The following is a 24844-nucleotide window of genomic DNA, read 5'->3' as shown; positions in this document are numbered from 1 at the left end:
TTATGAAAGCCTGATGAATTTTTCCAGCAGCCGGGAAATCTCCCGGACGTCGATGGGCTTGGCCACATGGGCGTTCATGCCGCAGTCCAGACAGCGCTGGATGTCCTCCGAGAAGGCGTCGGCGGTCATGGCGATGATGGGGATGTCGGCGTCGGGGCGGTCCAGGCTGCGGATGGCGGCGGTGGCCTCGTAGCCCGTCATCACAGGCATCCGGAGGTCCATGAGAATGGCCTCGTAGAAGCCCACCGGCGAGGCCAGGAACTTGTCGACGCAGATCTCGCCGTTCTCTGCCCACTCCAGGTCCAGGCCCAGCTCCTCGGTAAGGAGCTCCTGGGCGATTTCCCAGTTCAGGTCGTTGTCCTCCGCCAGCAGGATCTTCCGGCCGCTGAGGCTGCTGGGGGTCTTCGGGGCCTGCTCCTTCGCGGGAATCTGGGTCTCAATCAGGGGCTTCAGCCCATAGAACAGGGTGGACTTGAACAGGGGCTTGGAGATGAAGCCGGAGATGCCCGCCTCTTTGGCCTCCGACTCGATTTCACTCCAGTCGTAGGCGGAAATCAGGAGGATGGGCGTGTCGCTGCCGAAGCGGCGGCGGATTTCCTTGGCGGCGGTGATGCCGTCCATACCCGGCAGCTTCCAGTCCAGGAGAATGACGTGGTAGTTGTCCCGCTGATCCCGGCGGCGGATAATCATCTCGATGGCGCTCTCGGCGTCCAGCGCGCAGTCCGCCTTGATGCCGATGGACTTCAAGGAGGCGGCGGCGCTCTCGCAGAGCTGCTGGTCGTCGTCCACCACCAGGAGATTCCACTCCGGCAGGATCATGTCCTCCTCCAGAACGGAGGCCCGTTCCAGGTCCAGGGTGACATGGAATTCGCTGCCCTCTCCCAGGGCGCTCTTGAGGGTGATGGCGCCGCCCATGGCGTCCACAATGTATTTGGTGATGGCCATGCCCAGGCCGGAGCCCTCGGTCCGGCGCACCCGGGCGCTGTCCTCCCGGACAAAGGACTCGAAGATTTTGGCCTGGAAGTCCGGCGTCATGCCGATGCCGTTGTCCTTTATAATGATGTGGGTGCGGACATAGTTCTCTCCCAGCTGGGAGGGCTCCTCGTACAGGCAGACCTGAATCGAGCCTCCGTCAGGGGTGAACTTGATGGCGTTGCCCAGAATATTGATGAGAACCTGATTCAGCCGGACGCTGTCGCAGCAGACATTTTCCGTGGAGATGTCATGGATGAACACGTCAAAGTGCTGGTGCTTGGCCCGGACCTGGGGCTGAACGATGCTGACGATGCTGTCCATCACCTCCCGCAGGGAGATCTGGTCTGTATTCAGTGTCAGCTTGCCGCTTTCGATTTTGCTCATGTCCAGAACATCGTTGATGAGGCCCAGCAGGTGCCGGCTGGAGAGGGTGATCTTTTTCAGGCAGTTCTGGACCTGCTGGGTGTTGCCGATGTTGGCTGTGGCGATGGCCGTCATGCCCACAATGGCGTTCATGGGTGTGCGGATGTCATGGGACATGTTGGAGAGGAATTCGCTCTTGGCCCGGTTGGCGTGGATGGCCTCCTGACGGGCGGCCTCCAGCTCCTCCATCTGCTGGTTGAGCAGCCGGGAATAGGCCGCGAAGACCAGAAGCATGGCCAGGAAGATCACGGTGAAGCCGGCCAGAGCCATTGCAATCCAGGTGCTGCTGAGGTCGTTGACGGCTACGTCCAGCTCACCGTAGGGCAGGACGGTTACCAGATACCACTCGGAATAAGCCAGCTGGGTGCAGTACAGGTGCCGCCGCTCGTTTCCGAACTGGAGCACGGTGGAGTAATCCCGCTCTTCGTTCATGGCGTCCCGGAGCTCCTCCGTGTACCGTTGGCCGTCCGCGTCGTTCTCCCCCTCAAAGAGGGACAGGATGCGGTCGAAATAGTTGTCCCGGAAGGCGTCTCCGCTGCGGATGACAAAGCTGCCGTCCCGGCGGATGATGTGGGAGTAGACCAGGCTCTCGTCCGAGTAGAGGGAGAGGGTCTCGGCAATGTAATCGGCGGTCAGCGTGCCCACCAGGGCGGTGCACTCAAAATCGCCGGGGAGGGTATAGTCGGTGGACACGCCCAGGAGAATGACCTTTTCCCCCCGGGAGGAGAGGCCCACCGCCACCTTCTGCTCGCCGTGGTTCAGGGACTCCAGAAAGGGCGCCGGGTCCGTGATGGCGGATTCCTCGCCGTAAATCATGTCAAGCCGGCCGTCTCTGGAATAGAAGGCCAGGGACTCGAAGCCCCGGGCCTGGGCGCTGTAGGTCAGTTCCTCCCTCAGCGTGGCGGGGTCGGCGCTGCCCGGGGGGATGGTCTCTACCAGAGCCTCCACCTGGCTGAGGCGCAGTTCAATGGTCGTCTTGAAATGCTGGGAAATCTTCTCGCTCATGCCGTTCATGTAGATACCGCCCACCTGGCTGATGGTGTCGGTGCTTTTCTGAGTCATGAAGAAAATCAGGAAAGAGAAGACAAGGGCGCAGAGAGCCAGCACCGCAATCAGACTCCAGGTGAGAAAGCGTTTGGAGTGCCTCTGCTGTTCTTTCATCCGGAGATCCCCTCCCGGAATGTCTGGATGGCGGAGATGGTCTCCTGATAATCCGTGCTGACCTGCTCGGCCAGGCCGGAGGCGGGAGGCGTTCCGCCCCGGAGGGACTCGCAAAGGGCGCTGCTGGAGTCTGCCAGCCGGGTCAGGCTCAGGTTCTGGCAGACGCCCTTGATGGTGTGGGCGGCCCGGAAGGCCTCGTCATAGTTGGAGTCCGCCAGGGAGCTTTGCAGCAGGGAATAGCTTCCGTCCTCAGCGAATTTCAGCACAAATTTCTGCACCAGCCGTTCGCTGCGCAGGCGTCCGATGGCGTCGTTGTAGTCGCCGCCCATGGCGGCATAGCACTCTTGAAGCGTCATGTCCGTTCCTCCTTTTGATGTTCCGCGGCGTCCGGCGCATCGTGGCGGACGGTGGCGCAGAAGGTGTTGCTCATGGTGTCGTCATAGAAGCAGTACCGGCCCCGGCCGCTGCGCTTGGCGGTGTACAGCGCCTGATCGGCGGCGTGGAACAGGGAATCATAGTCCCGGGGGAGCGCCGGCGAGAGGGCGACGCCCATGCTGATGGAGATGGGGAAATCCTTATACTGGCCGCACAGCGAGTGGAAAATCCGGTCGATAATGGTTTCAATCTCCTCTTTGTACTCCAGGAAAATCACGAACTCGTCCCCGCCGGCCCGGGCGGCGATGTCGCCGCCCCGGATGCTCTGGCGGAGCAGGTCAGCAAGATAAATCAGAACCTGGTCGCCAAAGGAATGCCCGTAGTTGTCGTTGGCGCTTTTGAAATGGTCCAGGTCAAAGATCACCATGGCATAGGAGGAGCCGGGACGGCTGGTTATCCGCTCCAGAATGCGTTTTTTGGCGTAGGCGTGGTTCAGAAGGCCCGTCAGCGTGTCGTGAGAGGCCAGGCGCTCCAGATTGTCCAGCCGCATGCGGGAGTCATGGATGTCGATGGCCTTGCCCAGGGCGCCGGTGTAGCGGGGGGGCTCGTCGCTGGACCAGACGGCCCGGGCCACGATGCGGGTCCAGCGCAGGTCGCCCTGATAGTTCAGCTGGCAGTCAAAGCTGATGTCCGGCTGGTCGGGGCTGGTGCTGCGCAGGGTGTTGGAAAGGCTCCGGCAGGCGTCGGCGTCCAGGACGGAAAAGACCTTGCTGCTGTGGAGCGGGTCCATGATAATCTCGTCCAGGCCCAGATGCTTCGCGCCCCAGGTGGAGAGGGAGACCATGGCGGGGGAGGTGGTGAATTCAAACTGGATTTCCTTGGACATGGCGGCGAAATAGCTGTATTTCATACGCTCGTGCTCCAGGAGCTGAAGGGTGCGCTCGGAGGCGGTAAGCTCCTCGTGGCGGCCCATTTCCTGAAGGACGGTCTGCATCTCGCGGCGGTTCTGACGGGTGGGGTCCACGCTTCCCATCTCGTCCCGGATGCTTTCGGATATCTCCGTCAGACACTCCAGAACCAGGGGGTTGAAGGCTCCGCACTGGCCTTCCGCAATCATCTGCACCGCCTGCTCGTGGGAGAAGGGGGGCTTGTAAACCCGCTTGGAGGTCAGGGCGTCATACACGTCGGCCAGAGCCACCATCTGGGCGGAAATGGGAATCTCGTCGCCCTTGAGACCGTCGGGATAGCCGCGGCCGTCATAGCGCTCGTGGTGCCAGCGGCAGATTTCATAGGCCACCTTCACCAGGGGCTCGTTCTGATGGATGGACAGGCCCTCCAGCATGTCCGCGCCGATTTTGGCGTGGGACTTCATAATGGCAAATTCCTCATCGGTGAGCCTGCCGGGCTTGTTGAGGATTTTCTCGTCCACGGAAATCTTTCCGATGTCGTGGAGGGCGGAGGCGGTGCCGATCAGGGAGATGACGGAGGGAGTCAGGTTGTACCGGCTGGTCTTCTGGGCCAGACGGTCCAGCAGCATTTCCGTGATGGTGCGGACATGGAGCACATGGAGGCCGCTTTCGCCGTTGCGGAATTCCACGATGTGGCTGAGAATATCAATCATCAGGCTGCTGCGCTGTTCCTTCTCATAGATCTGGTCCGCCACCATGCTCGCCAGCTTTTTCTGCTTGGCGTCCAGCAGAATGGTGTTGATGACACGATGGTGGACAATGAGGGCGTCAAAGGGGCGGGCGATGAAGTCCGTCACACCCAGGTCATAGGCCCGCTCGATGTTGGCGGAGTCCTTTTCGGCGGAAATCATGATGACAGGGACGTCCTCAATCCACAGCCGTTCCCGCATGATCTCCAGCATCTGAAAGCCGTTCATCACCGGCATCACGATATCCAGCAGGATCAGCGAGAGAACCGACGAGAGATCGGGGTGATCCTTGCTCAGCTCCTCAAGGATGTCCACACCCTCCTGGCCGTTTTCTGCTTCGAGAACATTGTAGTCCTGGGCCAGCATGTCGGACAGGATTGCCCGGTTGAGGTCCGAATCATCTACAATTAAAATGGTTTCCTTTTTCTTCTTCTGGTTGTTCAGGGGAATCACATCCTTGTCTAGGTTCATTCTCCGGGGGACGGTATGGGCGGTGCGGGCCGGAGGAGGCGAAAGGCCGCCGCTGGGCGGTTTCCGGCGGGCGCTTTTCGGGTTCGCGGCCCATGTTACCGATTATCTTAACATAAAGCTGTTTGAATAGCAAGAGATTGAGAAGAGTCGGAAGAAGAGATATTTCTGAGCAAAAAACGAAAATTGTTAAAATCACCAAAGTTATTTTGAAAAAATCCGGCTGGACTGACGGAAACGGAAAATAAATTGTAAATAGTGCTGAAAGCCTTGGCGTGAAAGAAAAACTTGGCAGGAAGGGTTCTCAAAAAAGGGCTTGCTTTTTCCAGGGGGATGGTGCATAATAGGCGGTGAGTCATAATAAACCTGTCAGCAGAGAGTACCCGGAGGGATGAAAGTCCTTCCTGCGGGGCTTCTCCGGCGTGCCCAAGCCCGGGGATGAAACGGGCTGTGTACGCCATGGCAAGCCGGGAAGCGGTCGTTTTGGCCGCCGCCGGCGCACTGCGGCAGTTTTATGCGGAATTCAAGAGAGAGTATTTTCACGCTGGAAAGGGTGGGAAGAAGTGGATATTCTGTCGAGCAACTCCTTTTTGATGCTGGAAAAGTCTCTGGGCTTTTTGTGGACCAAGCAGGCGGCCATCGCGGACAATATCACCAACGCCGAAACGCCGGGCTACAAGGAAAAGGTCGTCACCTTTGAGGAAAGCCTGAAGGGCAAGCTTCAGCGGGCCTCCGCGGGAAGGACGCCGGTGAAGCAGATGCGGCAGGTGATTCAGGCGACCCCCTTCGCCGTGGAGGAACAGACGGTTCAGACCCGGATGGATGACAACGGAGTGAACGTCACGGCCCAGAGCGCCGAGGCCATCCGGAACGCCTATCAGATGCGCTATGTCATGAGCGCCATCAACAGCGACCTGTCCATCCTCCGCTCTGCGGTCCGCGGACAGTAAGGGGATATTCGCGCTTATATACTCTTTTGGTCTGCATTGATAAAGTGAAGGAACGGAGGCGGTCCGGCTTATGAGCGGGAACGTGCTCCGGGACAAAGGGAAGGAACCCGAAACAGGCGGTTGAGAGGGAGAGGCGCCGCCTCTCTTTCCGGCTTTGCGCCTCTGAGGCCCGCCGGACAGGCGGAGAGAAATGGAGAATGAACGATGGCATTTTTAAGTTCCATGTCCATCGTGGCCTCGGGCCTGACGGCCCAGCAGCTGCGCCTGGACATCGTGGCGGAGAACGTGACCAACTCCACCACCACCCGCACGGAAAATGACGGCGGCGCGTACCGCCGCAAGATGGTGGTCTTTGAGTCCGAGACGGGGCGGGACGGCTTCCGCCGGGCCATGGCCCGGGCGGCGGACGGACTGGCTCCCGGAGCAGGACAGTCCACCATCGGCGGCGTGAAGGTCACCCAGATTGTGGAGGACCCCTCCCCGCTGAAGCTGGTTTATGACCCCACCCATCCCGACGCCAACGAGGACGGCTATGTGGAAATGCCGAATGTGGACATGGTCAAGGAAATGACAGACGCCATGGCGGCCACCCAGGCCTATTCCGCCAACGTGACCATGATGAACACCATGAAGACCGTCATCAGTGAGGGACTTCAGATCGGGAAGTAACTGACAGGAGGGAACCCATATGGCTGAGATCAACCAGCTGACGCCGCTGAGCCGGCTGACGCCGCTGCGGGGCGAGGAAAAGAAAGCAGACGGTTATGTGCAGGAGGAAGGCGTGTTCGGCGCCATTTTCCAGGGCGCCATTAACAACGTAAAGGAAACAGACGCGGACAAGGTCGAAGCGCAGTATCTGCTGGCAACGGGCCAGCTGGATAACCCCGCCGCCCTGATGACCGCGATCAGCAAGAATCAAATCGCGGTGGATTTGCTGATTCAGCTGAGGAACAAGGCGCTGGACGCCTATTCCGAGCTGACGCGGATCAGCCTGTAAGCAAAGCGGCGGGACGAAATGAAGTGCCCCGCCTCTTTGCGCCTGCATCGGGACTTTGCGATGGGGGAGGCAGGCGCGGAAAACCAGGGAGAAGAGCTGTGCAGAATGGGAAAGCAAGACGATATGAGCAGATGGACAGAACCGGCTGGAAAGCTTAAAAACGCGGGAGAGGAGGTGACGGCAGGTGGACGAGAAAGCTGAAAAGGTCAAAGTCCTTGACCGGGTGAAGGGCTTTGGGAAAAAGGGCTGGGACAAGGTCAAGTCCCTGCCGAAGAAAATCCTCATCATTATCGCGGCGGTGGTGCTGGTCCTGGTCATTGCCGCCGTGGCCCTGGCGCTGAGCCTGAACCACCGGGAATACGCCGTGCTGGTTTCCGGCGTCAGCGACAACGAGGCCGCCACGGTGATGAAATGGCTGGATGAGCAGAGCGTCACCGGCTACCGGCTGGAGAGCGAGGGCACCGTCCTGGTGCCCAAGGGCCAGGAGGATATCCTCAAGGTCCGGCTCCTGACGGAGGAGGTCACCAAGACCGGCTACTTCTATAATACATATTTCGATCACATCAACAGCCTCTCCACCAACGCGGAGCGGAACCAGGTGGCCCTGATGGACCTCCAGGACCGCCTGGCGGCCACCATCCGGACCTTTGCCGGCGTGCGGGACGCGGTGGTGTTCATCAATCCCGGAGAGGACAGGAGCTATATCCTGGACACCAACAACCTGGTGGAGGCCACCGCCTCCGTCAAGGTGACCATGTCGGGCGAACAGGAGCTGACGCCGGAGATTGCCTCCGCTATCCGCACCCTGGTCTCCCGGGCTGTGCAGGGTCTGGTGATTGACTCTGTGGAGGTTCTGGACAGTCTGGGCAACAGCTATCCGGACTTCGGCGCCGGCGGAAACGACGCTTCGGACCTGAAGCTCCGGCTGGAGACCGAATGGGAGAACCGCATCCGCCGGGAGGTCATGCACCTGCTGTCCCCCCTGTTCGGGGAGGACAACGTCCGGGTGGGCGTGAACTGCGACGTGGAAGTGGGCAATGTCACCGAGAACCGGACCGACTACTGGCTGCCGCCCTTCGCTGAGGACGGGTCCACCGGCGGCCGGGGCATCATCGGCACCGAGCAGGGAGACGTCTACATCGGCCGGCCGGGAGACAACCCGGTGGGCGGCCTGGTGGGCTCCGAGACCAACAGCGACCTGCCGGAGTACGTGGAGCCGGAGATGAACGCCCAGGACGGGGATAACCTGTTCAATGCCGGCGGACAGAAGGATTATCTCACGTCCCACAGCGACAAACAGATTTACAACGATGCGGGCAGGATTACGGACTGCTCCGTAGGCGTGACCATCAACTCCAGAGTGCTGTCCGGGCCTCTGGACGTGGAGGAGATCCGCACGCTGGTGGCCCGGGCGGCCGGCATCACCGGCGAGCTGGACGAGGACACCGGTGAGGAGCTTCTGGGCCAGAAGATTTCGGTTGTGGCCATGGAGTTCTACGATCCCACCGTGGTCGGACCCGGCGGCGTGCCCATCGAGGATGACGACAACTTCATGTGGGTGTGGATTGCCGCTGGCGCAGGCCTGCTGCTGTTCATCATTCTGCTGGTTGTGATTCTGCTGCTGCGCCGCAAACGGCGGAAGAAGCAGGAGGCGGAGCTGGCGGCCCAGGAGAACGACGTGGAAGCTCTGCTGGCCGCGGCGGGTCTGGGCGAGGGCGACGCCCAGACCGGCGCCGACGTGATGACGCTCCAGACCGAGAAGAGCATGGAGCTGCGCAAGGAAATCCGGCAGTTCGCCAGCGACAACCCGGAGGTTGCCGCGCAGATCATCAAGGCCTGGCTGAAGGGAGGGGACGACAATGCCTGAGACCGCAGCGGCGGAAACCGCCCAGAAGGCGGCGCCGGCCCCCAAGGCCCCGGCAAAGGACGCCAAGGGCAAAAAGAAGGGCCCGGGCGTGGAATCCCTCAGCGGCTCCCAGAAGGCGGCGGCAGTCATCGTCGCCCTGGGAGCGGAGAAGGCCTCCCTCCTCTATAAGTACATGGAGGACGACGATGTGGAGCAGCTCACCCTGGAGGTGGCGAAGCTGGGCTTCCTGGACTCCAGCGTCACCGAGGAAATCCTCATCGAGTTCCACCAGAGCTGCCTGACCCAGAAGGCCGTCACCGAGGGCGGTCTGGAGTACGCCAGAACCGTTCTGGAAAAGGCCTATGGCGAACAGGCGGCGGCAGACATGCTGGGCAAGGTGACCAAGTCCCTGAAGAACCGGGAATTCTCCTTTATGGACAAGGCGGATATCAAATCCCTGTTCTCCGCCCTGTGCAACGAGCGGCCCCAGACCATTGCCGTGGTCCTCAGCTATGTGGACGCGGACAAAGCTGCCGGCGTGATTGCCCAGCTGGAGGAAAAGAAGCAGATTCAGGTGGTGGAGAGCATCGCCAAAATCGAAAGCGTCTCCCCCACGGCCATCAAAATCGTGGAGGCGGAAATGCGGAACAAGTTCTCCAATATTATTACAAGCAGCAATGTCAAGGTGGGCGGCATAGACTATGTGGCCGACGTGATGAACAACCTGGACCGGACCAGCGAGAAAAACATCTTCGACGGTCTGGCCGACCGGGACCAGGAGCTGGCGGACGAGATCCGCAAGCGGATGTTTGTCTTCGAGGACATCATCACCATGGACGACCGCTCTGTTCAGCGCTTCGTCCGGGACTGCGACCCCAGAGACCTGGTGCTGTCCCTCAAGGTGGCCAACGCGGAGGTGGCAAACAAATTGTTCTCCAATATGTCCAGCCGTATGGCCCAGACCATCAAGGACGACCTGGAAATCACCTCCAATGTCCGCATGAAGGACGTGGAAGAGGCCCAGCAGCGCATTGTGGGCATCATCCGCGGTCTGGAGGAGAAGGGTGAAATCATCATCCTGAAGGGCGGAAAGGACGATATCATTGCCTAGTATCTGGAAAGCGTTCTCCCGCCCCAAGGCCGAGCTCTATCAGTTCCCCGAGGCCTCCGGGCTGCCGGAGGAGGGGCGGGACGACAGCTTCGAGCCCCTTGGGGCGGAGGCGGAGGCCCTGGAACAGGAGATGCGCGACCTGGCCAGGGAGGCTCCGGAGCCCCAGCCCCCTGAGCCCGAACCGGAGCCGGAGCCGGACCCCATCGAATTCGCCCGGATTCAGGCGGAGGAGATTGTGGCGGACGCCCGGCGCCAGGCGGAGGAAATCCTGGAAAAGGCTCAGGCGGAGGCCATGGCCCGGGCAGAGGAAATCTATGAGAATGCCCGTCAGTCCGGCCAGGAGGCCGGAAGGGCCGAGGGCGTCATTCAGGGCGTGGCCCAGGCTATGGAGGAGGGCCATCAGACCCAGGAGCGGCAGGCAGCCGCCCTGGAGGCTCAGGTGGCGGACTTCCTGGAACGGGCCTCCGCCGCCCTGGACCGGCAGCTGGAGGACAACGTGGAAGAGCTGCGGGACCTGGCCCTGGCCATTGCGGAAAAGGTGGTCTGCGTCAGTCTGAAAAGCAGCTCCGAGGTCATCTGCCGGATGATTCAGACGGCCATTGACAAGAGAAAGCACCGGGAATGGGTGCATATCTATATTGCAGAGTGCGACGCGAAACACCTGACCAAGATCCCCCAGGCCCTGACGGCGGCCCTGTCCGCCCTCAGCGACCGGGTGCGCATCATCCCCATGGCGGACGACGAGGCGGGCACGTGCATCATTGAGATGCCCGACGAGATTGTGGACGCCAGCGCCGCCACACAGATTGAGAATATCCGGACTCTGCTGGCCGACGCCCCTTCCGCCGGCTTCGACGGCAGCCTGAACTTTGGAAGGGGTATCGGCGGCAGCTGACCCGCGCACGGCGCAGTGAGGAGAACGTATGGGCATGTTTCGGCAGATGACCCGTCAGGTCTACAACGCGGAGACCTACAGCCTGACGGGAAAAATCGAGAATATCGTCGGCATGTCCATTGAGGCCTCCGGCGGCCGGGCGGCGGTGGGCGACATCTGCCGCATCTACAACGGCGATTCCGGCGGACAGGTGACGGCGGAGGTGGTGGGCTTCAAGAACGACCACATCCTCCTGATGCCCTACTCCAATATGAACGGCATTTCCGCCGGAAATTTTGTCCGCAACACCGGCCGGCAGCTGACGCTGCGGGTGGGCGAGTTCCTTCGGGGCCGCATCATCAACGCCATGGGCCAGCCCATTGACGGCGGTCCGGCCTTTGAGGGCGGGACGCCCTACTGCGTAAGCGGTTCTTATGTCAATCCTCTCCAGCGCCCCCCCATCCGGGAGCGGATGGAGTTCGGAGTCAAAGCCATAGACAGCATGATTACCATAGGCAAGGGCCAGCGTATCGGGATTTTCGCAGGCTCCGGCGTGGGCAAGTCCACGCTGATGGGCATGATTGCCAAGAATGTCAAAGCGGATATCAACGTCATCGCCCTGGTGGGCGAACGGGGCCGGGAGGTTCTGGAGTTCGTCCAGAAGGATCTGGGCGAGGAGGGAATGCGCCGCTCCATTCTGGTGGTGGCCACCAGCGACCAGCCCGCCATGCTGCGGATGAAGTGTCCCAGCGTGGCCACGGGCATCGCGGAGTATTTCCGGGACCAGGGATATGATGTTCTGCTGATGATGGATTCCCTGACCCGCTTCGCCATGGCCCAGCGGGAAATCGGTTTGGCCATCGGTGAGCCGCCGGTGAGCCGGGGATATACCCCTTCCATGTACGCGGAGATGCCCAAGCTCTTGGAGCGCAGCGGCAACTTTGATAAAGGGTCCATCACCGGCGTCTACACGGTGCTGGTGGAGGGCGACGATACCAACGAGCCCATTGCCGACACCGTCCGGGGCATTCTGGACGGGCACATCGTCCTCTCCCGGGCTCTGGCCAACAGCAACCACTACCCGGCCATTGACGTATCCGCCAGCATTTCCCGTCTGATGACGGAGATTGTCTCCCAGGAGCACAGACAGCTGTCCTCCCGCATCCGGGATATCCTGAGCGTTTATGAGAAAAACGCGGATCTGGTGTCCATCGGCGCTTACAAGCCGGGGACCAACCGGAACCTGGACTACGCCCTGTCAAAGATTGACGCGGTCAACGGATTTTTGACCCAGGACGTGAAGGAGTCCTTCAGTTACGACCAGTGCGTCGGCATGATGCGAAGCATTTTACAGTGAGGTGTAGGCCGGTTGAAGAAGTTTAAATTTGCCCTGGACACGGTGCTGTCCTATAAACAGCAGGTGCTGGACGCCCTCCAGGGGGAACACGCGGAGATTCTGGCCCGGGTCCGGAATCAGGAAGAGCTGCTGGAAGGCCTCTGGGCCCAGTACCGGGCGTATAACGACGAGTACCAGGAGCGGGCCCGGGAGGGGCTGCCCCTGACCGACGCGCTGATGTATCAAAACGGCCTCCGGGCCGCGGAGATGGAGATTCAGCGGGAGACCCAGCGGCTGGAGCGCCTGCGGATTCAGGCGGAAAAGAAGCGGGAAGAGGTGGTGGAGGCCAAAAAAGAGACCTCTTCCATCGAGAAGCTTCGGGAAAAGCGGCTGGACGCCTATCACAAGGCGGAGGCCAAGAGCGAGGAACAGTTTATCGACGAGTTCATCAGCGCAGCCCGGGTCAACGCCGCCGTGGGCGCGTGAGACCCTTGCGCCGGTTTTTCCAGGGATTTCCCAAAGAAGCGCCCTCCCCAGGGCCTGCGGGAAACAAAAAAGTCCAATCCGGCGGGTCAAACTGCCGTTTGGAAATAGATGATTTCATAAGAAAAGGAGGTGAATAGAAGGATGGATTTGATTTATAACGCGCTGATGGCGTCTGTGAAGACCTCCGCGGAGCGGACCGGCACGCCGTCCAAGAGCGGAGAAGGGGACCCGTTTCAGAAGCTGATGGACCAGAAGCAGAATGCCAAGGACCCCGCCGCTGCCCAGCAGGAGACTGCGGAGAGCACGGAAAACGCCGTGCAGCAGCCCCAGGAGACCGAGACCGCTGTCACCCAGGAGGACCTCAAGGAGCTGGAGAAGCGCATGAGTCTGGCGGCGATGGCGGCCATGCTGCAGAACCCGATTGTGGACGACACCGCCCAGGAGATGCCTCAGATGCCGGCAGATTCCTCTGTGGAGGGTCTGGCGCCTGTGGTCTGCCCGGATAACCGGGAGGGACCTCAGCAGGGTGTGACCCTGATGCAGGCGGACGCGGAGACCGTGCAGAACCCGGAGGAGCTTGGCGCCATGGCGCCCCAGCTGGCTGAGGAGCAGGAGACCAAGACAGATGAGGTTCTGGTAACGGCAGAAGAAGCCCCCGAGGCCCCCGTTGTGGAGCTGAAGGCGAAGACGGTGGAGACCGGCACGCCTCAGAATGAGACCGATTCCGAGACGCCTGAGGAAGCCCCGGCAGAGACCACTGTGTTCGGCGAGGTGGAAGCGGCCCCCGTGAAGGTGGGCGAGGCCCCCAAGGCGGAAAAGCCGGAGATGCCGGTGGAGGAGCAGATTGCTCCGAAGCTGACGGAGGCGCTTCAGAAGGGTGAGACCCGCGTGGAGGTGACCCTGACCCCGGAGAATCTGGGCAAGGTGACCGTGGAGATGACCTGGAAGGAGGACGGCGGCCTGGTGGTGCAGCTGCACGCTGAGAATCACCGGACCCAGGGCCTTCTGGAAAAGAGCGTGTCCGGACTGGAGGCGCTGCTGAGCCGGGAGAACCAGCAGGAGGTCCGCGTGGAGGTTCCCAGACAGCAGGAGAGCCAGCAGCAGAATTTCTACGACGGCCGTCAGGGACATGACGGGCAGCGCCAGCAGGAGCGCCGTCAGGGCCGGCAGGCCAACAGCGGGGAGGATTTCCTCCAGCAGCTCAGACTGGGCCTGATTCCCGGCGAGGAGGACTGAGGCTCAGAGAAACAGGAGCAGCAGAATTTTAGACAGAAGGAAGTGAGACAATGAGCGATTACATGGCTGACCTCGACAAGGTACTGGGCGGTGTTTCGGGATCCGTTCCCAAGGGCATCAAGGTTGAAAAGAAGGGGTCCAACATGGACCTGGACATGACCGATTTCCTGACGCTGATGATTACGGAGCTGACCAATCAGGGCATTGACCAGTCCGTGGACACCTCCGACATGCTGAACCAGATGATTCAGATGCAGATGGTGGAAGCCCTGGCCAACATGACCGACGCCTCCATCATGTCCTATGCCGCGTCTCTGGTGGGCAAGGAGATTACCGTGGGCAAGTATGACAGCGAGGGCAATCTTCAGGAGCTGGTGGGCGTTGTGCAGGGCACCGGAACCAAGAACGGCGAGCAGGTGGTATTTGTCAATGACGAGTACTACTACATGAACGAAATCATGGCCGTGGGCCGTCTGCCGGCGAAGCCTGAGGAGACCGAGAAGCCCGACGAGGACGACAAGACCGATGGCGTGGAGAAGCCCGGAGAGGGCGACGGAACCGGTGACGTGGAAGGCCCCGGAGAGGGAGACGGAACCGAGGACGTAGAAAAGCCCGGCGGCACGGACCCGGTGGACCCCCCTGAGAACACGGAACCGCCCGCTGGCGGCGGCACGGAGAACGGGGACTACAACGGCGAGAACGGCGCTCCCACAGACCCTGAGGCCTGAGAGGGGGATGAAGAGACGATGATCGAACGCGTATCCAGACAGGCGGCGGTCCAGCAGACCGCGGCGGCGCGAGGGGCGGTTCAGGGAGCCGGCTTCGGCGCCATACTCCAGCAGGAGCTGAGCCAGGAAGGCGTTCAGTTTTCCAAGCATGCCATCACCCGGGCCGAGGAACGGGGCATTGAGATTACGCCCAGCCTGATCGACCAGATTAAGGGCAGCATGGTGCGGGCCCAGGCCAAAGGGGCCACCAATATTCTGGCGATGGACACGGAAAAGGCGTTCATCATCAACGTACCCCATGGCAGAGTGATTACGGCCATTACTCAGGATGAGATGAAGGACAGCGTATTTACCAACATCGACGGCGCCGTATTCCTGTGAGACACAGATGGCAGGACCGGTTTTCGGAGGCTATTGGGCCCCGCCCGACTGACGGGGCCCAGGCGGCGCCAAAATCGAAAGGAGACAAGAAAATCCTATGACTGGAGCAATGTACGCTTCTATCGCGGGTCTGAAAACCCATATGCAGAAGCTCAGCGTGATCGGAAACAACGTGGCCAACGTGAACACCGCGGGCTATAAAACCCACCGCACGGTGTTCCGGGACACGGTATACAGCATGTACAGCAGCGGATCCAACGGCAGTGACGTTGTGGGCGGCATGAACCCCTCCCAGATCGGCTATGGCTCCGTGATCGGCAGCATCGACCTGGATATGTCCACCTCCAGCTATAATCCCGGCAATCCCACGGACGTGGCGCTGACGGGCGACGGTTTCTTCCTGGTGGGCGACAAAGAGATGGCCAACAACATCGACCCCCAGAACCCCGAGACCTTCAAGACCCTGAACCTCACCCGGGTGGGCGACTTCTTCTTCGGCCCCGACGGCTATCTGGTGGACGGCGCGGGCAGCGTGGTCTACGGATTCATGAACACCAATGAGGGCGCGATTATCGGCCCCGACGGCAAAACCTCTCCCGATATCAGCGACCAGCTGGTGGGCATCCGCCTGCCCCTGATGGAAAAGGCCTATTACGCGGTGGATGAGAAGGGCGAAATCACCGGCGACCCGGTGAAGAAGTCCGAGGCTATCGGCGCTGACGGCAAGCTGAAGGATGGCTTTAAGATTGAATATACCATCCGCTACCCCGTGACCAAGCCCGCCGACGACAACAACCAGGGCGGAGGCGGTACCGGCGGAACCGACACCGTGACCAACGACATCCCCCTGAAAAACTATGAGGCCCCCACCGGAGCCGACGACACCGACCAGACCACCTCCACGGTGGACCTGTCCTGGGCTCAGCTGGAGAGCATTGAGATTGACAAGGCCACCGGCGCGATTACCGGAACGACAAAAGAGGGCGGCATCCCCGTCACCGTGGGCTATCTGGCCATCGGTAACGTGACCAACCCCAACGGCGTCAGCCACAAGGGAAATTCCTACTATCAGGCCGGAGCCGGCGCAGGCGATCTGATGATCTCCATGCTGGGCGGCGTGAACCAGCAGCTGGGAATCTTTAACGTTAACGGAAGCCTGTACCGGACAACCGGAGACAATAACAACCAGGGAGGAGACGAGGGACCGGTGCTTCCCACCAACTCCGAGGTTACCAGCGCCGGCGATACCAAGCTGATGACCGGCTTCCTGGAGGCTCCCAACGTGGACCTGGCCACCGAGATTTCCGAGCTGATTACCACCCAGAGAGGCTATCAGGCCAACACAAGAATTATCACTGTGACAGATTCCATGCTGGAAGAGCTTGTCAACATGAAGCGTTAAGTGCTATAATAGAAAATCAGGGCGGCGGGACCGCCGGAGCGGACACCGCTCCGGCGCACCGCGCCGGACACAGAGAGAAAACCGCTCTGAGGCAGCCAGGAGGAAAAGAGCCGGCGGAACGCCGGAACAGGCCGGCGGCACACCGAAGAAGGAGGGGCGGAACGCCGGACGCAAGTACGGCGCAGTACCGAGGGCAGGAAACGTATGGAAAGGCGGTTTGTATATGATTTTGCTGACAAAGAGGAATCATGAAAAATTTCTGGTAAACCACCTGCAGATTGAGCACATTGAGTGCATTCCCGAGTCTAAAATTACCATGATGAACCACGACTATTACCTGGTGCGGGAAAGCGTGGAGGATATTATTCGTAAAATCGCGGAATACAACGCCAAGGTTCAGGACATTCACCGTGAGATTGTCGTATCGGACAAGCGTTGAGCATATAGATAGAAATTGCGCGGGCCGGGGAGAGCGCCCGGTTGAAGGAGTGAAATCTGTTTCATGAATATTAACTATATCATCGGTATTGCCGGCACGTTCGGCGTGTTCCTCCTGGGCTGCGTCATGGGCATCAACATCGGTCCCAGCGCGGCGGGAAAGCCCCCGATTACGTTCCAGCTGTCCAACCTCTGGAACTTCTTCGATGCGGCGTCCATCTTCATCACCATCGGATGTACGCTCTTCATCGTTGTGGCCAGCTTTCCCGGCTCTACGCTGAAGGCGATCCCGAAGCATTTCAAGATCATCCTGAATAACAAGCTGTTTGACCCCGCCGGCTATATCGACCAGCTGGTGGAGCTGGCCCAGATTGCCCGGAAGAATGGACTGCTGTCCCTGGAAGAAAAGGCCAACGAGCAGAGCGACCCCTTCTTCAAGCAGGCGATTATGCTGATTGTGGACGCCAACGACCAGGATAAGGTCCGGGGCATCCTGGAAAACGACATCGAGTGCATGTCCGCCCGGCACGAGGACGCCGCGGCGCTGTATGACAAGGCTTCCAGCGTGGCGCCGGCCTTCGGCATGGTGGGTACGCTGGTGGGCCTCATCAACATGCTGAAGTCCATGAACCTCTCCGGCGACGGCGGAGCCGACTCCCTGGGCACCAGCATGGGCACCGCCCTGATTACCACCCTGTACGGCTGCCTTCTGGCCCACGCGGTGTTCGGCCCTGTGGCCCAGCTGCTCCGGGGACGGGACAGCGAGGAGGTCCTCTGCAAGCAGATCATCGTGGAGGGCGTCATGGCCATTCAGGCCGGCGAGAACCCCAAGGCCCTGCGGGAGCGTCTTTTGACCTACATGTCCCAGAAGCAGAGGGAAATGGGCGGCGAAGGCGCCTGAGCGGGAAGCAATGGGTTTTGACAGAAAGGACCGGTGAGCGGTTTTGGCCATCAAGAAAAAAAGAAGCGGAGGCGGCGGCGCAAACTGGATGGATACATACGGCGACATGGTGACGCTGCTGCTGTGCTTCTTCGTGCTGCTGTATTCCATGTCCACCATCAGCGAGGATAACTGGAAGGCCATCGTCATGAGCTTCAACCCTCTGGCGGACCAGACCATCCGGGAGGTCAAGGAGGGCAACACCACAGGCCCCAGCTCCGACCCCGGGGACAGCGCCGGCATGATGGAGATGCAGGAGCAGGTGAACGAGGATATCGAGATGCTGTTTCAGGCGCTCCAGGAATACGTCCAGCAGCAGAACTCCGAGCAGACCATCTCTGTGGAAAAGGATGGAGGCAAGGTCTTCATCTCCTTCAACCAGACGGTGTTTTTTGACGGTGAGAGCGCGGTGCTGAAGCCGGAGAGCGAGCCGGTGCTGCAAAGCGTCAGCGATATGCTCAGCCAGGCGTCGGCCTCCATCGACGAGGTGCGGGTTCTGGGCCACACCGCCCAGGCCAGCGCCAACCGGCCCAACCGGGTGGTGGTGGACAGGACGCTGGCCAGCAACCGCGCCACCAATGTGGTGATCTTCATTCAGGAGCACAGCTCCGTGGACCCTGCCCGGCTGGTCAGCGAGGGCATCGGCCAGTGGCGGCCGGTGGCGACCAACGACACGCCGGAAAACCGGGCGAAGAACCGCCGGGTGGAAATGATTATCAGCGGCCGGAATATTGAGCAGGAGATCAAGGACGGCATTTTAGAAATTGGTATGTAAAAGCGGCCGCAGTTGGCTGCCGTGTATTTAAATCCGCGTGCGCGGCAGGGCTTCTAGATTCACCGCAGGGCGGGTTAGGGGGATCTCATGGCAGATGTATTATCACAAGCTCAGATTGACGCTTTGCTGAACTCCGTTCGAAGCGGGGAAAACCAGGAGAGCAAATCTGCAGCGCCGGAAAAGAAATATCAGAAATACGACTTCAGCAGTCCGCGGAAATTTACCAAAGACCGAATCAAGATGCTCAACGGCATTTATGACAACTATTCCCGTGTCATTGGCTCGAGGCTGAACGCGCGGCTCCGCGCGAACTGCGAGATTACGGTGGAGAGCATCGAGGAACAGCGGTACTTTGAGTTTTCCAACGCCCTGATGGAGGGCGACGTGCTGGCGCTGGTGCAGGTGCACATCAAGGAGAAGGAAGACGACACGCCTGTGGCGATTTATCTCTCCACCAGCACAGCCCTGAGCATGATGGACCGGATGCTGGGCGGCGAGGGCGCTGTGGACGACAACCTTCTGGAGTACAGCTATACGGACCTGGAGCTCAAGCTCTATGACAACCTGGTGCAGGACATCATCAAGGTGATGGACTCCAGCTGGGAGAGCTACGCGCCCATCCATTTCGAGTACACCCGGACGGAGGTCAATCCCACGCTGAACCCCATCATCGGGCTGGATGAGACGGTGGTGATTGTGGACCTGAAGCTGCAGTTCACCAATCTCTCAGGCCGCATGAGCATCTGTCTGCCGGGAGAGATGCTGAGCAACGTCTTCACGGAGATCAGCCGGGAGAGCCCCCTGCGGCGCGTGGCTGCGGAGGATAAATCCGACGAGATTTTCGACAGTCTGCGGGATTCCAGCCTGGAGATTGTGGCGGAGCTGGGAAGCACGCAGCTTTCCCTCAGCGATGTGTTCCACCTGAATGTGGGAGACGTCATTGACCTGGGGCACTCCAAGGAATCCCCCGTATTTTTGGAGATCGGCGGTTACCATTGGTTTACGGGCCGCATGGGAACCCATAAGAAGAATATGGCTGTTAAAATAGATGAAGTATGTTATCAGCTAGAGCAAAGGAGCGAGTAGACAGAATGGACAAAGTACTATTCAACCCGATGGAGATTGACGCCCTCGGGGAAATGATGAATATCAGCCTTGGCTCCTCTGCGACAGCGGTGTCCAACATGCTGGATCACAGAGTGGATATCACGACGCCGAAGGTCTCGGTCATCAATGTGGCGGACTTCGTGCTGGGCTCTCTGGAACCGGCCATGGGCATCGAAATCCGGTACGTGGAGGGCCTCTCGGGCAGCAACATCATGCTGCTCAAGCGCAGTGATATCCGGGTGATTGTGGATATCCTGATGGGAACGGAGACCTCTGACGAGGAATTTGAGCTGAACGAGCTGACCATCAGCGCCGCCTGCGAGGTCATGAACCAGATGATGGGCTCCGCGGCCACTGCCATGAGCGATTTCCTGGGCTATCGGGTGGATATCTCCACGCCGGAGCCCTTCGAGCTGGAGGATCTGGCTACCTTCAAGCAGACCCGCCTGCCCCAGGGAGAGGACACCATTGTAATTGTGAAGTTCTCCCTGAAGATTGAGGAGGCCCTGGAAAGCGAGTTCATGAACGTCATGAGCGTCCGCCTGGCCAAGGAGCTGCTGAAGGGACTGGGTCTGAGCGACGAGGACATGATCCCCGAGCCCGCCCCGGCCCCCGAACCCGCGCCCGCCCCTGCCTCTGATGGCGGCGGCAAGCTGAGCCAGGAGGAAATCGAACGGCTGATGGGCGGCATGACGGAGAGCGCCCCCGCCCCCGCGCCGGCTCCCGCCCCAGCCTCCGATGGCGGCGGCAAGCTGAGCCAGGAGGAAATCGAACGGCTGATGGGCGGCATGACGGAGAGCGCGCCTGCTCCGGCTCCCGCCCCCGCTTCCGATGGCGGCGGCGGCAAGCTGAGTCAGGAGGAAATCGAGCGGCTGATGGGCGGCATGACGGAAAGCGCCCCCGCCCCTGCGCCTGCTCCCACGCCGGCCCCGGCTCCCACCCCTGCGCCGGCTCCCGCACCGGCCCCTGCGCCCCAGTCCGGCACGGCTCAGCCCGCGACGGTGGCGGACCTGGGGACCATGATGGCGGCCATGATGTCCGCCATGACCACAGCCATGGCACAGAACGCACCGGCCCCCGCTCCGGCCCCGGCGGCCCCGCCGCAGCCCAAGGTCATCAACACCAAGCCCGCGCATCTGAAGGAGATGGAAGGGCTGGACGCGCTGGGAGAGGAGCAGGCCCAGAACCTGGATCTGATTATGGAGGTTCCCCTCCAGGTGACCGTGGAAATCGGCCGGACCCAGAGAAAGGTGCAGGATATTCTGGAATTCTCCAAGGGTTCCCTGGTGGTGCTGGATAAGCTGGCCGGCGACCAGGTGGATCTGTTTGTCAACGGCAAGTGCATTGCCCGGGGCGACGTGGTGGTGATTGACGACAACTTCGGCGTCCGCATCACGGAGATTGTGCAGAAGCCCGGGATTGAGATTGTCTCGAAGAAATAAGCCGCTGGTCCTGGGCGAACAACAGGACGCAGTGCTTTTCATATAATAGATTTAAACAAACAAGAAATCCGGAAAACGACTAGGATAGAAGGAAGGATGCAACTATGGGTAAGAAAATCCTGCTGGTGGACGACGCCGCGTTCATGCGCAAAATGATCAAGGACACTCTGAGCAAAAACGGTTACACCGATCTCTATGAGGCCGTGGACGGCGCGGACGCTGTGGAGAAGTTCAGCGAAATCGGGCCGGACCTGGTGATTATGGATATCACCATGCCCAACATGGACGGTCTGGAGGCGCTGAAGGCCATCCGTGCCAAGGACAGCGGGGCCAACGTGGTCATGTGCTCCGCCATGGGCCAGGAGAGCATGGTTATGGACGCGGTGCGCTCCGGCGCCAAGGACTTCATCGTCAAGCCCTTCAAGCCGGACCGCGTGTTAAAAACTGTCAGCACGATTCTGGGGAATCCCTGACAATATGCCGGGGGATACTACGGTGGTCTCCTTTTTGTGGCTGCTGGTCAGCGTCCTGGTGGTGATTGGAATGGCCTACTGGTTCACACGCTTTGTGGCGGGCCGGGGCGGATTCGGTCCCATTCAGGCCGGAGGAAGCATGAAGATTGTGGGCCAGCTGGCCCTGGGCAGGGATCAGAAGCTGATTCTGGTTCAGGCCGGAGGGCGCTGGTTTCTTCTGGGTGTGACCGGAGCGAATATCTCCGCCCTGGCGGAGTTCACAGAGGAGGAGGCCGCCGCCTGGCGTGAAGCGCCGGAGACCAAGGGCGGAACCGGGACGCCGGGCTTCCGGGAGGCGCTGCAGAAAATGCTGGAGCAGAAAGGGCGGAGGTGAGTCCCAGGTGCCTGATGCGTTAATCAATGTAAACGGCGAGAGCGTGCAGGCGCTGGAGATCCTGTTCCTCACCACGATGATAACGCTCCTGCCCTCTCTCGTGGTGATGATGACCTCCTTCACCCGGTTTATCATTTCCTTTTCCTTTCTCCGCACGGCCATGGGCACCCAGCAGACCCCGCCCAACCTGGTTCTCGTGGGAATGGCCCTGTTTCTGACGCTGTTCACCATGTCCCCCGTGTTTTCCCAGATCAAGACCGAGGCCTATGACCCCTATATCGCGGAGGAGATTGACCAGGAGGAGTTTTTCCGCCGGGCCGAGGTGCCCCTGAAGGACTTCATGGCCCGCAACACCAAGGTGAACACCCTGGAGATGTACTGCGACCTGGCGAAGGTGGAGATGCCGGACCCGGTGAACACCGCCACGGTGGCGGAGCAGGTGCCCCTGCGGGTGCTGGCGCCGGCCTTTGTCACCTGTGAGCTGCAAACGGCGTTCACCTACGGACTGCTGCTGTATATTCCCTTTATGCTGATAGACATTGTGGTGTCCTGCACCCTGATGTCCATGGGTATGATTATGCTGCCGCCGTCCATGATTTCCGCGCCCTTCAAGCTGCTGCTGTTCGTGAGTCTGAACGGCTGGGAGCTGCTGTTTTCCACCCTGGTGCGGACCTTTAACTAGGAGGGCGGGCCATGGATACGACGATGGTGACGGACGTCCTGCGGGAGGCCGTGGGGGTGGTGATCAAGCTGGGAGGCCCCATGCTGGTGCTGAGTATGCTGGCCGGCGTGGTGGTGGCTATTTTCCAGGCGGTGACCCAGATCCACGAGCAGACCATCGGCTTTATTCTGAAGGTGGTCATCGTGGTGGGGGTGCTGCTGCTGGCCGGAGGCTGGATGCTGGATACGCTTCAGGAGTATACCCGGGAGATTTTCGCGCTGATGACCGTGTAGCGGAGGCGGGCATATGATTGACATGGGCGCGCTGACGCTGTTTCTCTATATCACAGCCCGCACCAGCGGATTTGTGCTGTTCAATCCCCTGTTGGGAAGGCAGAACATTCCGGGGACCTTCCGGGCCGGTTTTATACTGGTGATGTCGGCGTTTACCTACTCCGTCACAGGCGGAGAGGTCCCCGAGCCGGTGGGACTGCCGGCCTTCGCGGCCGCCGTCCTGCTGGAGCTGGCCCTGGGCTTCGTGCTGGGCATGGTGGTGAGTTTTTTCTTTTATATTCCCCAGCTGGCGGGACACACCATCGACACCCAGATGGGCATGACCATGAGCCAGATTTACGACTCCGGCTCTCAGTCCAACATGTCCGTCACCGGCGTGCTGCTGAATACGCTGATGACGCTGCTGTTCTTCGCGGGCAACGGACATCATACCCTTTTGCGGATGATGCTCACATCCAGCGAGGTGGTGGGCTACGGCGGGGTCTCCTTCGGCCCCGATGTGGCGGACGCCATGCTGATGCTGTTCGCGGAGTGCACGGTGCTGGCGGTGAAGCTCTGCATGCCCATTCTGGCGGCGGAGATGATCGGACAGATGGGCATGGGCGTTTTGATGAAGGTCATTCCCCAAATCAATGTGTTCTCCATCAACATTGAGCTGAAGGTCATCATCGGCCTGGCGCTGCTGCTGGCGCTGATTGTGCCGTTCAGCGAATACCTGCTGACTCTGGAGCGGGAGATGCTGAACGACATGGCCGCAATCCTGGCTATGACCGGCTGAGGCCGGGAAAGGGGGGATGAAGCATGGCCGAGGGCTCCAAAACCGAAAAGGCAACGCCAAAAAAGCGAAGAGACGAACGGAAGAAGGGCAACGTCTTCCTCAGTCAGGACGCCGTTGCCGTGGCGACGCTTCTGGGCTCCTTCATGAGCTTCTGGCTGCTGGCGGGGAACATCGCTGAGGAGCTGACCGCCTTCATGCGCTTTTGCATTCTGGAGTGTGCCGCCGCGCCGGCCGGTGACCTCGGCAGCATCCTGTGGGAACTGATGCTTCAGGGAATGCTGCTGATGGGAAAGACCGTGCTGCCCATCACTGTGATTACGGCGCTGTGCGCCATTGTGGCCACCTTCGCCCAGACCCGTCTGCTGGTCAGCGGCGAGCTGCTGCGGCCCAAGTTCAGCCGGCTCAATCCCCTGGAGGGGTTCAAGCGGCTGTTTTCCCTCAAAAGCGTAATCAACGCCCTGAAGGGCATTTTGAAAATAACCGTCCTCATGGTCATCATCTATCTGAGCCTCATGGGGATGTTTCACGAGAGCGCCCGGTATCTCTATGTGGATATCAGGGCGGCCTGCGGCCACCTCTTCGAGGAGAGCATGGGCATGGTTGTGCGGATCGCCATTGCCTTTATCGCCCTGGCCGCCGCGGATTTTCTCTACCAGTGGTGGGATTACGAGCGGCAGATCCGCATGAGCAAACAGGAAATTAAAGAAGAATACAAGCAGATGGAGGGCGACCCTCAGATCAAGGGGAAAATCAAGGAGATGCAGCGCCGCCGGGCCCAGAGCCGCATGATGCAGCAGGTGCCCCAGGCCGACGTGGTCATCCGGAACCCCACTCATTTTGCCGTGGCTTTGCGCTATAAGCCCGAGCAGGATAACGCCCCCATCGTTCTGGCGAAGGGCCAGGACTCCCTGGCGCTGCGGATTGTCAGCGTGGCGGAGGCCAATCAGGTGGCCGTGATTGAAAACGTGCCCCTGGCCCGGGCCCTGTATGCGGAGACGGAGGTGGATCAGGAGATTCCGCCCACCCTCTATAACGCAGTGGCGGAGGTGCTGGTCTACATCTTCCGCCTGAACGGAAAGGACCAGATTACAAAGCCGCGCAAATAAGAGAGCCGTTTTCCCCGGAGGGAAAGGGCAGAAAGGAACTGAAGGACGGGAG

26 protein-coding genes are annotated in these 24844 nt (G+C 60.3%); 23 read left to right on the top strand and 3 right to left on the bottom strand.

The window, feature by feature from the left end:
* The 3 genes from Q0063_RS02145 to Q0063_RS02135 are packed head-to-tail and all read right to left on the bottom strand — an operon-like array spanning position 1 to position 5062.
* On the bottom strand, positions 1-2559 hold the full coding sequence (locus Q0063_RS02145) for a response regulator (RefSeq protein WP_297870323.1): 2559 nt from the start codon (positions 2557-2559) through the stop codon (positions 1-3).
* On the bottom strand, positions 2556-2915 hold the full coding sequence (locus Q0063_RS02140) for an Hpt domain-containing protein (protein WP_297870322.1): 360 nt from the start codon (positions 2913-2915) through the stop codon (positions 2556-2558). Before Q0063_RS02140 ends, Q0063_RS02145 begins: the two co-directional genes overlap by 4 nt.
* A complete protein-coding gene (locus Q0063_RS02135; protein ID WP_297870321.1) occupies positions 2912-5062 on the bottom strand; it encodes a diguanylate cyclase in 2151 nt (716 codons plus the stop codon). The genes Q0063_RS02140 and Q0063_RS02135 overlap by 4 nt, the downstream gene beginning before the upstream one ends.
* A 560-nt stretch (positions 5063-5622) precedes the next feature.
* Here Q0063_RS02135 and flgB point away from each other — a divergent pair.
* From flgB to flhB, 23 genes are all read left to right on the top strand, one after another.
* Positions 5623-6009 (top strand): flagellar basal body rod protein FlgB, encoded by a 387-nt coding sequence (gene flgB, locus Q0063_RS02130; RefSeq protein WP_297870320.1) that lies wholly within the window; start codon positions 5623-5625, stop codon positions 6007-6009.
* 204 nt (positions 6010-6213) lie between these two features.
* A complete protein-coding gene (flgC, locus tag Q0063_RS02125) occupies positions 6214-6678 on the top strand; it encodes a flagellar basal body rod protein FlgC (RefSeq protein ID WP_297870319.1) in 465 nt (154 codons plus the stop codon).
* Positions 6679-6697: 19 nt separating this feature from the next.
* Entirely contained in the window at positions 6698-7006 is a 309-nt protein-coding gene (locus Q0063_RS02120) for a flagellar hook-basal body complex protein FliE (protein WP_297870318.1), read from the top strand.
* A gap of 184 nt (positions 7007-7190) precedes the next feature.
* The gene (fliF, locus tag Q0063_RS02115) at positions 7191-8873 is read left to right on the top strand and encodes a flagellar basal-body MS-ring/collar protein FliF (protein WP_297870317.1); all 1683 of its coding nucleotides are present in this window, start codon (positions 7191-7193) and stop codon (positions 8871-8873) included.
* On the top strand, positions 8866-9963 hold the full coding sequence (gene fliG / locus Q0063_RS02110) for a flagellar motor switch protein FliG (protein ID WP_297870316.1): 1098 nt from the start codon (positions 8866-8868) through the stop codon (positions 9961-9963). The genes fliF and fliG overlap by 8 nt, the downstream gene beginning before the upstream one ends.
* A complete protein-coding gene (locus tag Q0063_RS02105; RefSeq protein ID WP_297870315.1) occupies positions 9956-10858 on the top strand; it encodes a FliH/SctL family protein in 903 nt (300 codons plus the stop codon). Before fliG ends, Q0063_RS02105 begins: the two co-directional genes overlap by 8 nt.
* Positions 10859-10892: 34 nt before the next feature.
* Positions 10893-12194 carry a flagellar protein export ATPase FliI gene (gene fliI / locus Q0063_RS02100; protein WP_297870347.1) on the top strand — a complete coding sequence of 434 codons (1302 nt, stop codon included), beginning with the start codon at positions 10893-10895 and terminating at the stop codon, positions 12192-12194.
* A 12-nt stretch (positions 12195-12206) separates the two neighbouring features.
* The gene (fliJ, locus tag Q0063_RS02095) at positions 12207-12659 is read left to right on the top strand and encodes a flagellar export protein FliJ (protein WP_297870314.1); all 453 of its coding nucleotides are present in this window, start codon (positions 12207-12209) and stop codon (positions 12657-12659) included.
* A gap of 141 nt (positions 12660-12800) precedes the next feature.
* On the top strand, positions 12801-13895 hold the full coding sequence (locus Q0063_RS02090) for a flagellar hook-length control protein FliK (RefSeq protein WP_297870313.1): 1095 nt from the start codon (positions 12801-12803) through the stop codon (positions 13893-13895).
* A gap of 50 nt (positions 13896-13945) precedes the next feature.
* Positions 13946-14623 (top strand): flagellar hook capping FlgD N-terminal domain-containing protein, encoded by a 678-nt coding sequence (locus Q0063_RS02085; protein ID WP_297870312.1) that lies wholly within the window; start codon positions 13946-13948, stop codon positions 14621-14623.
* A gap of 18 nt (positions 14624-14641) precedes the next feature.
* Positions 14642-15004: a TIGR02530 family flagellar biosynthesis protein gene (locus Q0063_RS02080; RefSeq protein ID WP_297870311.1), complete on the top strand. Its 363-nt coding sequence runs from the start codon at positions 14642-14644 to the stop codon at positions 15002-15004.
* A gap of 97 nt (positions 15005-15101) precedes the next feature.
* Positions 15102-16406 (top strand): flagellar hook-basal body complex protein, encoded by a 1305-nt coding sequence (locus Q0063_RS02075; RefSeq protein WP_297870310.1) that lies wholly within the window; start codon positions 15102-15104, stop codon positions 16404-16406.
* A 223-nt stretch (positions 16407-16629) separates the two neighbouring features.
* Positions 16630-16845, top strand: coding sequence for a flagellar FlbD family protein (locus tag Q0063_RS02070; RefSeq protein ID WP_297870309.1), 216 nt, complete (start codon positions 16630-16632; stop codon positions 16843-16845).
* Between the two features lie 63 nt (positions 16846-16908).
* A complete protein-coding gene (locus Q0063_RS02065) occupies positions 16909-17745 on the top strand; it encodes a motility protein A (protein ID WP_297870308.1) in 837 nt (278 codons plus the stop codon).
* Between the two features lie 43 nt (positions 17746-17788).
* Positions 17789-18559: a flagellar motor protein MotB gene (locus tag Q0063_RS02060; RefSeq protein WP_297870307.1), complete on the top strand. Its 771-nt coding sequence runs from the start codon at positions 17789-17791 to the stop codon at positions 18557-18559.
* 87 nt (positions 18560-18646) lie between these two features.
* On the top strand, positions 18647-19645 hold the full coding sequence (locus tag Q0063_RS02055) for a flagellar motor switch protein FliM (RefSeq protein ID WP_297870306.1): 999 nt from the start codon (positions 18647-18649) through the stop codon (positions 19643-19645).
* Between the two features lie 5 nt (positions 19646-19650).
* Positions 19651-21108: a flagellar motor switch protein FliN gene (gene fliN / locus Q0063_RS02050; RefSeq protein WP_297870305.1), complete on the top strand. Its 1458-nt coding sequence runs from the start codon at positions 19651-19653 to the stop codon at positions 21106-21108.
* Positions 21109-21212: 104 nt separating this feature from the next.
* Positions 21213-21581, top strand: a complete 369-nt coding sequence (locus tag Q0063_RS02045; protein ID WP_297870304.1) for a response regulator — start codon at positions 21213-21215, stop codon at positions 21579-21581.
* A 4-nt stretch (positions 21582-21585) separates the two neighbouring features.
* Positions 21586-21954: a flagellar biosynthetic protein FliO gene (gene fliO, locus Q0063_RS02040; RefSeq protein ID WP_297870303.1), complete on the top strand. Its 369-nt coding sequence runs from the start codon at positions 21586-21588 to the stop codon at positions 21952-21954.
* A 7-nt stretch (positions 21955-21961) separates the two neighbouring features.
* Positions 21962-22636 (top strand): flagellar type III secretion system pore protein FliP, encoded by a 675-nt coding sequence (gene fliP / locus Q0063_RS02035; protein ID WP_297870302.1) that lies wholly within the window; start codon positions 21962-21964, stop codon positions 22634-22636.
* Between the two features lie 11 nt (positions 22637-22647).
* A complete protein-coding gene (locus tag Q0063_RS02030; RefSeq protein ID WP_297870301.1) occupies positions 22648-22908 on the top strand; it encodes a flagellar biosynthetic protein FliQ in 261 nt (86 codons plus the stop codon).
* 13 nt (positions 22909-22921) lie between these two features.
* Positions 22922-23686: a flagellar biosynthetic protein FliR gene (locus tag Q0063_RS02025; RefSeq protein WP_297870300.1), complete on the top strand. Its 765-nt coding sequence runs from the start codon at positions 22922-22924 to the stop codon at positions 23684-23686.
* Positions 23687-23709: 23 nt separating this feature from the next.
* The gene (gene flhB, locus Q0063_RS02020; RefSeq protein WP_297870299.1) at positions 23710-24792 is read left to right on the top strand and encodes a flagellar biosynthesis protein FlhB; all 1083 of its coding nucleotides are present in this window, start codon (positions 23710-23712) and stop codon (positions 24790-24792) included.
* Positions 24793-24844: the final 52 nt, after the last annotated feature.

The organism is uncultured Oscillibacter sp. (assembly GCF_947654275.1).
Taxonomy (GTDB): domain Bacteria; phylum Bacillota; class Clostridia; order Oscillospirales; family Oscillospiraceae; genus Oscillibacter.
Note: the sequence above shows the minus strand (reverse complement) of the source record. Positions and strands in the feature narration are given on the sequence as shown.